The 14255-nt window shown below is 51.2% G+C and carries 7 protein-coding genes, 2 tRNA genes, 3 rRNA genes and 1 pseudogene; 9 read left to right on the top strand and 4 right to left on the bottom strand.

Annotated features, from left to right (window positions below):
- Positions 1-16 precede the first annotated feature (16 nt).
- From tldD to KGFNPO_RS02870, 3 genes are all read left to right on the top strand, one after another.
- Positions 17-1477 carry a metalloprotease TldD gene (gene tldD, locus KGFNPO_RS02860; RefSeq protein WP_472633010.1) on the top strand — a complete coding sequence of 487 codons (1461 nt, stop codon included), beginning with the start codon at positions 17-19 and terminating at the stop codon, positions 1475-1477.
- A gap of 286 nt (positions 1478-1763) precedes the next feature.
- On the top strand, positions 1764-2828 hold the full coding sequence (gene aroG, locus KGFNPO_RS02865; protein ID WP_472633011.1) for a 3-deoxy-7-phosphoheptulonate synthase AroG: 1065 nt from the start codon (positions 1764-1766) through the stop codon (positions 2826-2828).
- Between the two features lie 119 nt (positions 2829-2947).
- Positions 2948-3268 carry a DMT family transporter gene (locus tag KGFNPO_RS02870; protein WP_472614669.1) on the top strand — a complete coding sequence of 107 codons (321 nt, stop codon included), beginning with the start codon at positions 2948-2950 and terminating at the stop codon, positions 3266-3268.
- A 21-nt stretch (positions 3269-3289) separates the two neighbouring features.
- Here KGFNPO_RS02870 and KGFNPO_RS02875 read toward each other — a convergent pair whose 3' ends face one another.
- Together KGFNPO_RS02875 and KGFNPO_RS02880 are read right to left on the bottom strand one after the other, a co-directional pair.
- Positions 3290-3922 carry a retropepsin-like aspartic protease family protein gene (locus KGFNPO_RS02875; RefSeq protein ID WP_472633012.1) on the bottom strand — a complete coding sequence of 211 codons (633 nt, stop codon included), beginning with the start codon at positions 3920-3922 and terminating at the stop codon, positions 3290-3292.
- Between the two features lie 78 nt (positions 3923-4000).
- The gene (locus tag KGFNPO_RS02880) at positions 4001-4492 is read right to left on the bottom strand and encodes a YajQ family cyclic di-GMP-binding protein (RefSeq protein ID WP_472633013.1); all 492 of its coding nucleotides are present in this window, start codon (positions 4490-4492) and stop codon (positions 4001-4003) included.
- 135 nt (positions 4493-4627) lie between these two features.
- On the opposite strand from KGFNPO_RS02880, the gene murB reads away from it, so the two are divergent.
- From murB to rrf, 6 genes are all read left to right on the top strand, one after another.
- Positions 4628-5656, top strand: coding sequence for a UDP-N-acetylmuramate dehydrogenase (gene murB / locus KGFNPO_RS02885; protein ID WP_472633014.1), 1029 nt, complete (start codon positions 4628-4630; stop codon positions 5654-5656).
- A 529-nt stretch (positions 5657-6185) separates the two neighbouring features.
- A 16S ribosomal RNA gene (locus tag KGFNPO_RS02890) occupies positions 6186-7718 on the top strand.
- Positions 7719-7870: 152 nt separating this feature from the next.
- Positions 7871-7947 (top strand) — tRNA-Ile (locus KGFNPO_RS02895).
- A 41-nt stretch (positions 7948-7988) separates the two neighbouring features.
- A tRNA-Ala gene (locus tag KGFNPO_RS02900) sits at positions 7989-8064 on the top strand.
- Positions 8065-8457: 393 nt separating this feature from the next.
- Positions 8458-11332: ribosomal RNA gene (locus tag KGFNPO_RS02905) — 23S ribosomal RNA — on the top strand.
- Between the two features lie 170 nt (positions 11333-11502).
- Positions 11503-11615, top strand: a 5S ribosomal RNA gene (gene rrf / locus KGFNPO_RS02910).
- The 16S, 23S and 5S rRNA genes sit together here with 2 tRNA genes alongside, the layout of an rRNA operon.
- A gap of 446 nt (positions 11616-12061) precedes the next feature.
- Here the strand turns inward: rrf and KGFNPO_RS02915 are convergent.
- A pseudogene (locus KGFNPO_RS02915) lies at positions 12062-13234 on the bottom strand (IS3 family transposase).
- A gap of 326 nt (positions 13235-13560) precedes the next feature.
- Entirely contained in the window at positions 13561-14160 is a 600-nt protein-coding gene (locus KGFNPO_RS02920) for an NUDIX hydrolase (protein WP_472633015.1), read from the bottom strand.
- Between the last annotated feature and the right edge of the window lie 95 nt (positions 14161-14255).

Here is a 14255-nt window from a genome sequence, read left to right on the forward strand (position 1 = left end):
GCGATTGCGACCGCCCATGAAACCATTTGAACCGAATCTCAGTACTCTTGCCGTCGCCCGCGACATTCTGCTCACGCCTTTTGGCCTGGATGAATCCAAGCTGATCAAGACCTTGGGCGCAATGTTTACCCACAAGGTCGATTATGCCGACCTGTATTTCCAGTTCACCAAAAGCGAGGGCTGGAGCCTGGAAGAAGGCATCGTCAAGACCGGCAGCTTCTCGATCGACCAAGGCGTCGGCGTGCGCGCGGTCGCAGGCGACAAGACCGCCTTTGCCTACTCGGACGAGATTTCCGAACACGCATTGCTGGAAGCGGCAGCCGCCACCCGTACCATCGCCCGGCACGGCGCCGGCAAAGTGAAAGTGGCGTCCTCGATGCAACAGGTTGGCGGCCGCGCACTGTATTTGCCGAACGATCCGCTGGCCTCGCTCGAAGCCACTGAAAAAGTCAAACTGTTGGAACGGGTTGAACGCATGGCCCGCGCCAAAGACCCGCGGGTAGTGCAAGTAATGGCTGGTCTGGCCGGCGAATACGATGTGGTGCTGGTGGTGCGCAGCGACGGTGTGCTGGCAGCCGACATTCGTCCGCTGGTGCGGGTTTCCGTGACCGTCATCGTCGAGCAGAATGGCCGTCGCGAGATGGGTTCCGCCGGCGGTGGCGGGCGTTACAGCTATGGCTATTTTGACGATGCACTGCTGGACCAATACGCCACGGATGCGGTCAAGGCGGCGCTGGTGAATCTGGATGCGCGTCCCGCGCCGGCCGGTCCGATGACGGTGGTGCTGGCACCGGGTTGGCCCGGCATTCTGCTGCATGAAGCTATCGGCCATGGTTTGGAAGGCGATTTCAACCGCAAGGGTTCCAGTGCGTTCTCCGGCCGCATCGGCCAGCGGGTCGCGGCCAAGGGTGTGACCGTGGTCGATGACGGCACCATCGCCGACCGGCGCGGCTCGCTCAATATCGATGACGAAGGCAATCCCAGCCAGTGCACCACGCTGATCGAAGACGGCGTCCTGAAGGGTTATCTGCAAGACACCATGAACGCCAGGCTGATGAAGATGCCTGTTACCGGCAACGCGCGGCGCGAATCGTTCGCCCATCTGCCCATCCCGCGCATGACCAATACTTACATGCTGGCAGGCGACAAGGACCCGGGAGAAATTCTGGCCTCGGTCAAGAACGGTTTGTTTGCGGTCAATTTTGGCGGCGGCCAGGTCGACATCACCAGCGGCAAATTCGTCTTTTCCGCCAGCGAAGCTTACATGATCGAAAACGGCAAAATCACTTATCCGGTCAAGGGCGCAACCCTGATCGGCAACGGCCCCGATGTGCTGAACCGGGTCTCGATGATCGGCAACGACTTGCGGCTCGATCCTGGCGTCGGGGTGTGCGGCAAGGAAGGGCAAAGCGTGCCGGTCGGCGTCGGCCAGCCGACTTTGCGCATCGAGGAGTTGACGGTGGGCGGCACCGCCTGAGCATGTCGGTGCTGAGGCCGTGTGTTGAAAAAGCGCTTGCCAAATCTTGAATAATCTTGTTATAGTTAATTTCGATTTGAATCAATACACAGATGCAAAACTCCGGCACATGACTTTCGCACATTCCTATTTTTATTTTTACTTTAGCTATCCCAGCCCAAGGCGGTGGAGAGGCGGAAGGTTCACGTAAAAGCAGCATGCAGGCGAAACCAAACCGAATTTCACAAAAACCGCCAACGCTGGCGGTTTTTTTATGTCTACCCGATATTCATAACCAGGAAAAACCATGCCACGTACCGACGACTTACGCATACGAGAAATGAAAGAATTAACCCCACCGTCACACCTTATTCGCGAATTCAGTTGCTCTGACAAAGCCGAGACCACAGTCGCGCATGCCCGCGCCGCGCTGCATAACATCCTGCACGGACAGGATGACCGCTTAATGGTGGTCATCGGTCCCTGCTCGATTCACGACACCAAGGCGGCGCTGGAATATGCGCGCCTGCTGGCCAAGGAGTGCGAGCGTCTCAAAGGCGAGCTGGAAATCGTCATGCGCGTCTATTTTGAAAAGCCGCGCACCACCGTCGGTTGGAAAGGTTTGATCAATGACCCGTACATGGACAACAGTTTCCGCATTAATGACGGGTTGCGCATTGCGCGCGAATTATTGTTGAATATCAATGAATTGGGCTTGCCGGCAGGCACCGAGTTTCTCGACGTCATCAGTCCGCAGTACATCGCCGATCTGATCAGCTGGGGCGCAATCGGTGCCCGCACCACCGAATCCCAGGTGCATCGCGAACTGGCTTCCGGCCTGTCTTGCCCAGTCGGTTTCAAGAACGGTACCGACGGCAATGTCAAAATCGCGGTGGATGCAATCAAGGCGTCGTCGCAGCCGCATCACTTCCTGTCGGTCACCAAGGGCGGCCACTCTGCCATCGTCGCCACCGGCGGCAACGAAGATTGCCACATCATCCTGCGCGGCGGCAAGGCGCCGAATTATGATGCGGCCAGCGTGGATGCTGCCTGCAAGGACATAGCGGCAAGCGGTCTGGCGCAACGTTTGATGATCGATGCGTCGCACGCCAACAGTTCGAAAAAGCCCGAGAACCAGATTCCGGTGTGTGCCGACATCGCCCAACAAATTGCGGCCGGTGACAAGCGCATCGTCGGCGTCATGGTCGAATCCTATTTGGTTGCAGGGCGTCAGAATATGACCCCAGGCAAAGAACTGATTTATGGCCAGTCGATAACCGATGGCTGTATCAATTGGGAGCAAAGCGTACAGTTGTTAAATGGTCTGGCGGAGGCGGTCAAGACGCGTCGTTTGAACGAACAAAACGACTAACTTCTATGGATGCGCCACGATGAAATCAAGGCCTCATCGTGGCGCATCCATAGCTTCATCTGACAGCCTTGATAAGCGGGCGTCAGTTATTGATGTTTTTGTACTTATCGGGAGTTTCAATGCGCAGTTGGCTGTTTCTGATTCTGGCAGGCCTGTTTGAAATAGGCTGGCCGTTGGGTTTCAAGTTATCGCAAATACCGGAAAAACGAATCATGGGGATCGTTCTTGCGATTATTTGTATGTCTGTCAGCGGATATTTATTGTGGTCAGCACAAAAAGAAATCCCAATGGGCACCGCTTACGCAGTCTGGACCGGGATCGGTGCTGCCGGAACGTTCCTGGTGGGAGTTTGTTTTTTTGGCGACAGCGCCAGTCTCGGACGGTATCTGGGCGCGCTGCTCATCGTCTCCGGAGTCATCACCTTGAAGCTGGCGCATTGAGCCAGTTTCATGTCGCAGACATCAAAATCTTTTGGTCAGCGTCATCCGATCGCCATCGCGGCGCATTTCCATCCGGTTCAGAAAAGACATTCCGAGCAGCGCAAACGGCAGGCCGGCCTGCTGCACCACCGCATCGACCTGATTCAGTTCGATGCTGCCTACCTTGACCGTATCGAGCTTGATCCGATAGACCGGAATGCTGCCGTTGGCGGTGCTGACTCTGCCCCGCTGACCGGATTTGTAATCGATCTTCAATCGCTGTGCATCCGCTTCGGAGAAGGCAATCATCGTCGCCCCGGTGTCGACCAGCATCTGGATCGTGCCGCTGTTGATTTGCCCTTGCGCGATGAAATGCCCTTGGCCATTAGCCTGCAAGACAACGCTGGTCGGGCCTGTAGGCGCGAAGCGGTTGACATGCTGACCAATGCCAATCGTTTGCTTTTTGTTGTTGATGGTTACGGTCGCGCTGGATTGATCGGCTGCCAGCAGCTTGACATCCGTCGTCACCATACTGCCGACTGAAAAAGTTTTCGGTGGCGCGCCATCGATCACCAGTACGGCCTTGCCCGGGAATAACCCGACTACAGCGATATCAGCAGCATAAGAAGTGCTGCCCATAAAAACGAATGGCAACAAGAAAATTTTTAGGCGCATGGCAAGTTTGGATTCCGGCAAGTCGATAGTTTTGGCAGGTCGATGCGGCACGCCAAACGGAGCATGGCCCGATTTTCTTTAGTCGCGGAAGTTATTGAACTCCAAAGGCAAGTCAGGGACATCCTTGCGCAGCATTGCCATGGCTGCCTGCAAATCGTCTCGTTTGGCGCCGGTAATGCGCACCGCATCGCCCTGAATGCTGGCTTGCACTTTCATTTTGCCATCCTTAATCAGGCGCACGATTTTCTTGGCGGCATCGGATTCGATACCATTTTTGATCTTGATGATCTGCTTTACTTTATCGCCACCGATTTTCTCTACCTTACCCTGATCCAGAAAACGTATGTCCACCCCGCGCTTGCCCATGGTTTGGTTGACTTCGAGCATAATTTGTTCCAAGTGAAATTCAGAATCGCCGAAAACCGTCACTTCGCGTTCTTTTTCCTTGAGTTCAACCTTGGCGCTGGTACCCTTCAGATCAAAGCGATTGGTCACCACTTTATTTGTCTGAACGATGGCATTTTTTACTTCATCCATATTGGCTTCAGATACAACATCAAACGATGGCATGATTCTTCCTTTAATTTAATACCAGACAAAATTGAATGGCGGCCTTGATCCAGCATTCTGCTGCAAGTTAGTAGCGCATTTTAGCGGACAAAAAAACAAGTTGCCACATTCGCTTCCACCTATAAACGGCTCGCTATGACACTCCGCACTTCTATTCAATACGATTTTTCCTTGCTAAATCACAATACTTTTGGCGTGAATGCCCAAGCTTACGCTTATGCCGAAGTGACATCGCCAGAGACATTGGCGCTTATTCGCCGCGACAATACATTGTCAGCATTGCCGAGATTAATATTGGGTGGTGGCAGCAATATTGTCTTGACGCAGGATTTTGCCGGTCTGGTAATGCATATGGGTATGAAAGGTATCGATATTGTTGCCGAAAATGACGACTTTACCTTTGTGTGCGCCGCCGCCGGCGAGACTTGGCATGAATTTGTACTGTGGACTCTGGATCGCAAGTTGGGCGGGTTGGAAAATCTTTCCTTGATCCCCGGCAGCGTCGGCGCCGCTCCTATTCAAAATATTGGCGCCTATGGCGTGGAAGCCAAAGATTACATTTACTCTTTGCGCGCGTACGACTTTCAAACGGGTGAAGTAATTACACTGCGCAACTCCGATTGCCTGTTTGGCTACAGGGATAGCATATTCAAACATGGTCTGCAGGGTCGTGTAATCGTATTGGAAGTTATTTTTGCATTACCTAAGAAATGGCAAGCGAATGTTCACTATGCTGACGTAACGCGCAAACTTGCGGAAAATGGAGTGTGCGATCCATCCGCTCGCGATATAAGCGAAGCGGTCATCTCGATTCGCACCGACAAACTACCGGACCCATCAAAAATCGGAAATGTAGGAAGTTTTTTCAAAAACCCTATAGTTGATGCTAAACAAAGCGATGCATTGCAAAGTATTTTTCCCGGACTTGTAAGTTATAAGCAGTCAGAATCCGAATATAAACTTGCTGCGGGCTGGCTGATTGATCAATGCGGATGGAAAGGTCAAACTCAAGGAACTGTTGGCGTCTATGAAAAACAAGCGCTGGTATTGGTTAATCTGGGTGGCGCAACAGGTGCCGACATTGTCCATCTAGCCAATACAATACAGGCGAATGTTTTTGATCGTTTCGGTGTGCAACTGGAGCCAGAGCCTGTATATGTCTAGCTTCAAAGACACATAAGCGGTGGCGTATGTAATTTTACAGAAAAGCGCTTGCCAAAGTTCCGCAACGTTTGCTATAGTTCGGCTCCCGCTGCGAGGCGGGGTAAAGGCAGGAAGAGAAGTGGCAGCGGAAGTTGACGGAATTGGACGAAACGCGGAGTGCAGGGAGTTGGAGTTTGCGCGGTGCGGGACGGAAAAGAAATGTTGACTGAGTAAGAAAAACGCTGCATAATCTGCCCTCTTCAGTGCTGCAAACAAAACGCTTTGCAGTCTGGTTGGCCCGGGTGAAGATACCAGAGCTGACGGAGAAAAGAAAGATCTTTAACAACTAACAGTCGATAAGTGTGGGCACTTGATGAAGGCGCCACGTCAGACGCGCAAGCGTTTGGGGTGAACTTAAAATATCAAATGCTCGCACAGAAGAAGAATAGGATTTTTTTGGAGGCAACTTCAGGAAGAGCCTGTCAGTATTTTGAGTGAGCGACCGGTCTGGTAAAACGGACCATGTCAGCAATGACATAAAACAGAGATTAAACTGAAGAGTTTGATCCTGGCTCAGATTGAACGCTGGCGGCATGCCTTACACATGCAAGTCGAACGGCAGCACGGAGCTTGCTCTGGTGGCGAGTGGCGAACGGGTGAGTAATATATCGGAACGTACCCTCGAGTGGGGGATAACGCAGCGAAAGTTGCGCTAATACCGCATACGATCTACGGAGGAAAGCAGGGGATTCGCAAGGACCTTGTGCTCGTGGAGCGGCCGATATCTGATTAGCTAGTTGGTAGGGTAAAAGCCTACCAAGGCCACGATCAGTAGCTGGTCTGAGAGGACGACCAGCCACACTGGAACTGAGACACGGTCCAGACTCCTACGGGAGGCAGCAGTGGGGAATTTTGGACAATGGGGGCAACCCTGATCCAGCAATGCCGCGTGAGTGAAGAAGGCCTTCGGGTTGTAAAGCTCTTTTGTCAGGGAAGAAACGGTGGCTCCTAATAAGGGTTACTAATGACGGTACCTGAAGAATAAGCACCGGCTAACTACGTGCCAGCAGCCGCGGTAATACGTAGGGTGCAAGCGTTAATCGGAATTACTGGGCGTAAAGCGTGCGCAGGCGGTTATGTAAGACAGATGTGAAATGCCCGGGCTCAACCTGGGAACTGCATTTGTGACTGCATGGCTAGAGTGTGTCAGAGGGGGGTAGAATTCCACGTGTAGCAGTGAAATGCGTAGATATGTGGAGGAATACCGATGGCGAAGGCAGCCCCCTGGGATAACACTGACGCTCATGCACGAAAGCGTGGGGAGCAAACAGGATTAGATACCCTGGTAGTCCACGCCCTAAACGATGTCTACTAGTTGTTGGGTCTTAATTGACTTAGTAACGCAGCTAACGCGTGAAGTAGACCGCCTGGGGAGTACGGTCGCAAGATTAAAACTCAAAGGAATTGACGGGGACCCGCACAAGCGGTGGATGATGTGGATTAATTCGATGCAACGCGAAAAACCTTACCTACCCTTGACATGTACGGAACCTTTGAGAGATCAGAGGGTGCTCGAAAGAGAGCCGTAACACAGGTGCTGCATGGCTGTCGTCAGCTCGTGTCGTGAGATGTTGGGTTAAGTCCCGCAACGAGCGCAACCCTTGTCATTAGTTGCTACGAAAGGGCACTCTAATGAGACTGCCGGTGACAAGCCGGAGGAAGGTGGGGATGACGTCAAGTCCTCATGGCCCTTATGGGTAGGGCTTCACACGTCATACAATGGTACATACAGAGGGCCGCCAACCCGCGAGGGGGAGCTAATCCCAGAAAGTGTATCGTAGTCCGGATTGTAGTCTGCAACTCGACTACATGAAGTTGGAATCGCTAGTAATCGCGGATCAGCATGTCGCGGTGAATACGTTCCCGGGTCTTGTACACACCGCCCGTCACACCATGGGAGCGGGTTTCACCAGAAGTAGGTAGCTTAACCGCAAGGAGGGCGCTTACCACGGTGGGATTCGTGACTGGGGTGAAGTCGTAACAAGGTAGCCGTATCGGAAGGTGCGGCTGGATCACCTCCTTTCTAGAGTATGTGCCCAAGTCAAGTGTTCACACTTATCGACTGTTATGAAAAAGAAGAGCAGCAATGAACAGTAATTGGACTGCCGGCGTGTGCGTTGTGCAAGAAAGGCCGCACAGGCAACAGCGCAGAGCTGACCAAGCACTGATCCAAGCGGGTCTGTAGCTCAGCTGGTTAGAGCACTGTGTTGATAACGCAGGGGTCGTTGGTTCGAGTCCAACCAGACCTACCATACGACAAAGATTATGTGTTGATTGTAAGTGCGCATATCTGGGGGGTTTAGCTCAGCTGGGAGAGCACCTGCTTTGCAAGCAGGGGGTCGTCGGTTCGATCCCGTCAACCTCCACCACGTAATTGATCAAGAATACAAACCTGAGTCACCCATGCGAAAGTAAGAAGTGCATGAAAAATTCAGGTTTGGTTTCTTAAGCCATTAGCTGTTTCGTTCTTTAAAAATTTGGAAGAAGTAAAGATTTATCAAGGAGTATGGATAAATCGATGCGCACGTTGATAGCAATATCGCGGCAGCAATGCCAGACGTGCACATGGATAGACCTGTATGACTTGATGGGTTGTGATTGTATCAAATCAAAAAAGTATTAAAAGTGAGTTTGTTAAGATGTTTTAAATACAAATTCCTTGCAATACGGCAAACGCTAAAGTAATACTCATAGAAATATCCTATAACCGGTTTTTAATCCGTGCATGAACAGCACTATCGGGTTAGAAGCCAACGTTATAGGGACAAGTGAATAAGTGCACATGGTGGATGCCTTGGCGATATCAGGCGATGAAGGACGTAGTAGCTTGCGATAAGCTGCGGGGAGCGAGCAAACACGCTTTGATCCGCAGATTTCCGAATGGGGAAACCCGGCCGAAAGGTCATTGCACACTGAATACATAGGTGTGCAAAGCGAACGTGGCGAACTGAAACATCTAAGTAGCTACAGGAAAAGAAATCAACCGAGATTCCCAAAGTAGCGGCGAGCGAAATGGGAAGAGCCTGCAAGCAATAGCAGTAGACATAGTGGAAAGCTTTGGAAAAGGCTGCCATAGAGGGTGATAGCCCCGTACACGAAATGTTTATTGTGGTACTAAGCTTGCGACAAGTAGGGCGGGACACGAGAAATCCTGTCTGAACATGGGGGGACCATCCTCCAAGGCTAAATACTCGATATCGACCGATAGTGAACCAGTACCGTGAGGGAAAGGCGAAAAGAACCCCGGAAGGGGAGTGAAATAGATCCTGAAACCGTGTGCATACAAACAGTAGGAGCGGACTTGTTCCGTGACTGCGTACCTTTTGTATAATGGGTCAGCGACTTACATTCAGTGGCAAGGTTAACCGCATAGGGAAGCCGTAGAGAAATCGAGTCCGAATAGGGCGATTTAGTCGCTGGGTGTAGACCCGAAACCAAGTGATCTACTCATGGCCAGGATGAAGGTGCGGTAACACGCACTGGAGGTCCGAACCCACTAATGTTGAAAAATTAGGGGATGAGCTGTGGGTAGGGGTGAAAGGCTAAACAAACTTGGAAATAGCTGGTTCTCTCCGAAAACTATTTAGGTAGTGCCTCACGTATCACCATCGGGGGTAGAGCACTGTTATGGCTAGGGGGTCATCGCGACTTACCAAACCATTGCAAACTCCGAATACCGATGAGTGCGAGCGTGGGAGACAGACGTCGGGTGCTAACGTCCGGCGTCAAGAGGGAAACAACCCAGACCGCCAGCTAAGGTCCCCAAGATTGGCTAAGTGGAAAACGAAGTGGGAAGGCTAAAACAGTCAGGAGGTTGGCTTAGAAGCAGCCATCCTTTAAAGAAAGCGTAATAGCTCACTGATCGAGTCGTCCTGCGCGGAAGATGTAACGGGGCTAAGCCAGTCACCGAAGCTGCGGATATCCGTAAGGATATGGTAGGAGAGCGTTCTGTAAGCCTGCGAAGGTGTCTTGTAAAGGATGCTGGAGGTATCAGAAGTGCGAATGCTGACATGAGTAGCGATAATGGGGGTGAAAAGCCTCCACGCCGTAAGCCCAAGGTTTCCTGTTCAACGTTCATCGGAGCAGGGTGAGTCGGCCCCTAAGGCGAGGCAGAGATGCGTAGCTGATGGGAAGCAGGTTAATATTCCTGCACCGTCGTATGATGCGATGGGGGGACGGATCACAGAAGGTTGTCCGGCGGTTGGAAGTGCCGGTTCTTGACTTGTAGAAGGCTGTTAGGCAAATCCGGCAGCGTAATTCAAGGGGTTGAGACGAGCGGACTTGTTCGCGAAGCAATTGGAAGTGGTTCCAAGAAAAGCCTCTAAGCTTCAGTCATACGAGACCGTACCGCAAACCGACACAGGTGGGCGAGATGAGTATTCTAAGGCGCTTGAGAGAACTCGGGAGAAGGAACTCGGCAAATTGGTACCGTAACTTCGGGATAAGGTACGCCCTGGTAGTTTGACCCCCCTGCGGGGGAAGGATGAAAGGGTTGCAATAAACTGGTGGCTGCGACTGTTTAATAAAAACACAGCACTATGCAAACACGAAAGTGGACGTATATGGTGTGACTCCTGCCCGGTGCTGGAAGATTAAATGATGGGGTGCAAGCTCTTGATTGAAGTCCCAGTAAACGGCGGCCGTAACTATAACGGTCCTAAGGTAGCGAAATTCCTTGTCGGGTAAGTTCCGACCTGCACGAATGGAGTAACGATGGCCACACTGTCTCCTCCCGAGACTCAGCGAAGTTGAAGTGGTTGTGATGATGCAATCTACCCGCGGCTAGACGGAAAGACCCCATGAACCTTTACTGTAGCTTTGCATTGAATTTTGAACCAATCTGTGTAGGATAGGTGGGAGGCTTTGAAGCGTGAACGCTAGTTTGCGTGGAGCCAACCTTGAAATACCACCCTGGTTTGTTTGAGATTCTAACCTTGGTCCGTTATCCGGATCGGGGACAGTGCATGGTAGGCAGTTTGACTGGGGCGGTCTCCTCCCAAAGTGTAACGGAGGAGTTCGAAGGTACGCTAGGTACGGTCGGACATCGTGCTGTTAGTGCAATGGCATAAGCGTGCTTAACTGCGAGACTGACAAGTCGAGCAGGTACGAAAGTAGGACATAGTGATCCGGTGGTTCTGTATGGAAGGGCCATCGCTCAACGGATAAAAGGTACTCTGGGGATAACAGGCTGATTCCTCCCAAGAGTTCATATCGACGGGGGAGTTTGGCACCTCGATGTCGGCTCATCACATCCTGGGGCTGTAGCCGGTCCCAAGGGTATGGCTGTTCGCCATTTAAAGTGGTACGTGAGCTGGGTTTAAAACGTCGTGAGACAGTTTGGTCCCTATCTGCCGTGGGCGTTGGAAATTTGAAGGGGGCTGCTCCTAGTACGAGAGGACCGGAGTGGACGAACCTCTGGTGTACCGGTTGTCACGCCAGTGGCATTGCCGGGTAGCTAAGTTCGGAAGAGATAACCGCTGAAAGCATCTAAGCGGGAAACTTGCCTTAAGATGAGATTTCCCTGGAGCCCTGAGCTCCTTGAAGGGTCGTTCGAGACCAGGACGTTGATAGGCTGGGTGTGGAAGCGCAGTAATGCGTTAAGCTAACCAGTACTAATTGCCCGTAAGGCTTGTCCCTATAACCTTGGCAGGTTATAGAAATCAATGTGTAACACTTGTGTTTGCCAACTTTGGTAGTCACAACCCAAAAAATAATATACCTTTACTTCTTCCAGATTGCGTCGCTTGCTGACATGCACACTCGTAGAAATACGATATACGCAGTAGCAAACGATGTTACAAGTTATGCCTGATGACCATAGCAAGTCGGTACCACCCCTTCCCATCCCGAACAGGACCGTGAAACGACTTCGCGCCGATGATAGTGCGTCAACACGTGTGAAAGTAGGTCATCGTCAGGCTGTTATTCCTAAAACCCCCGTACTCATCGTATGGGGGTTTTTTTATGCGCACCCACGCGTAAATACCCTTCAGTATTCAACGCCGCTTGCTCAACTACCGCACTAAACCCCCGCAGCATGACTCCGCATCCGCTTTCAGAAAATAGGCAATACGCCCGCAAGAACCAAAACCGGCCAGAAATCAGTGCGCACAAATCGTGGTTGGTATTTTTTTGCAAGAATTAATTGGAAATCATTCATATTTAAATTTTTTGCCTGAGAATTTCGATGAGAATTAGAATTTATCCGTAAATATTTTTACTTTCCTCAGTTCAATATATTTAATTTCCTGCATGATCGGCGATCATGCTGGTTTTCAGCGGATTGATGAGATCACCAAATCGGTAAGCCAAAAAGGTCGTCGCGATCAAACAAGTGACGGACAATGTAGTGACGATATGCAGTGTTCAAGTAATTTCGGACACACCAATAGGTTCTTTTTCTGCCATTTTCCGGTCATAGGCGGCGGGCGGCAGTATTACACAATACTGAATTCAATCGCTTGCAGTTGTAAAAGCCGACGATATAGTCCGTGATGTCAGCCTTGGCCTCCGCGTGATTGGCATATTGACGTTGCCAAATGCGCTTCATCTTGAGGTTCAGGAAGAAGCGTTCTGCGACCGCATTGTCCCAGCAATTACCTTTGGGGCTCATGCTGCAAACAAAGCCATGTTCGTCCAGCAGATCCTAATATAGCTTACTGGCATATTGACTGCCGCGGTCAGAGTGGACGATCAGGCCCGGTGCCAGTTGTCGCTGTTGAATGTCAATGTTCAAGGCAGCACAGACTAATTCTGCCGGCATACTCGGAGCCATGGCCCAGCCGACCACTTTGCATGCGAACAGGTCAAGCACGATTGCGAGGTACAGCCATCCGGCGCCAGTACGGATGTACGTGATGTCGGCCACGTATGCCATGTTCGGCGCGACCGGATTGAACTTCCGGTCGAGCACATTGGCGGCAATTGGCAAGTCGTGCTTGCTGTCGGTGGTGTGAACGAATTTGCGCTTTCAGACGGGCTTTAAGGCAGCCTTGTGCATCAGGCTGCGTACCTTGTAACGCCCAATCTAGATTCCCTGGTTTGCCATCGCTATGACCAACCGACGGTTTCCATAGCTTTGATGGCTGGCCATGAATGCGGCTTTCAGGTGGACGCTGGTTTTGCATAAAACCGGTTTGGCAGAACGATGCTGTGCCTCGTAATAGCCGGAACGGCTGACGCACGCGGCAACTGTGTTGGACGGGGATGGCCTCCTGTTGCAGTCGACGAACGAGTTGATAGCCCATTTCAGTTCGCGGGCAAAGAAAGCCGATGCTTTTTTAGGATAACTACATCTTGGCGAAGCTGGCGATTTTCGATCTCCAATTGTCGGATGCGTTGCTGCTCGACGGTGAGTGGCTTGCCAATCCCGGGCTGGCCGTTCTGTTCTGCGCCATACTGTGTTACCCAGCGCCGAATTGCTGTCGGACCGATGTCCATACTTTCGCTGACGTTCTGGACGCTCAACCCTTGTTCTTTGATCATGCGCACGACTTCCAGCTTCAGGCTGGTATCGAATTTCTTGCGCTGCTTTGCCATGTAATTCTCCTCAGGGGGTGGATTTTCCACCTATTGAGGTGTCCGGGCAAATTAGACCACTGCAGTTTGAACACTGGTGCAACAATGTCCTTTGCATTACAGCAGTTCCAGCGCCCAAAGTCCGTGCTGTCCTGGGAACCTAGTTGCTATCGATTTTTGACGAGCACCGACGTTACTCACATGTTGCGAGTTTGCGGGGCGACAAAGGGGGCTAGGAACGCGCGCCGCAATGGATCAGTCGGCATCAAGGCGAATCACCCTCACCCAATTTCTACACCATCACCCTATCGCACAGATAACTTGCTTAAATCATCCACATATTCTACTTACGAACCAACTTTGGTCTGGATTTCTGAATCCATTGTATTCATTGGTTTGATGATGTCGAAAGGATGAAATCCATATTCGCCTCCCTGCTTTATTTTCTTGTTATCTTCAAAAAAAAATTTCAATGTATGTGCAACAGTGGGGAAAGCTATTTCGTTCCACGGTATTTTAGATTCGGGAAAAATATCGATTTCCAAGCTTTCTGGCCCGGCGAGATAATTTAGATCAAGCAGTGTTGCACGATAGAACATGTGCACCTGATGCACATGTGGTACGTTTAACAAAGAGAATAATCCGTGCAGCACGATGCTCGCACCAGCCTCTTCGTGCGTCTCACGTAAAGCGGCAGCGGCAGTCGTTTCATCATTCTCCATAAAGCCGGCAGGCAAAGTCCAAAATCCATATCGAGGCTCAATAGCGCGTCTACATAGCAGCACGCGTGTTTCGCCCTCTTCTTCCCATGCGGGAATCGAACCAACCACCATCTTGGGATTTTGATAGTGAATCATGCCGCATTGTGTACATACAAAACGTGGCCGGTTATCGTCAGGAGGAATGATTAACGCAACCGGATGAGCGCAGACGGAGCAAAATTTCATAGGGAAGTGTTGTAGTTTATTTAATTGGTTTTCCTAAGAATGCGTTATATGCAATTCTTGCGTTTTTAATCGAACAAAATTATTTATCAACAAAT

Source organism: Gelidimonas diazotrophica, from assembly GCF_055694025.1.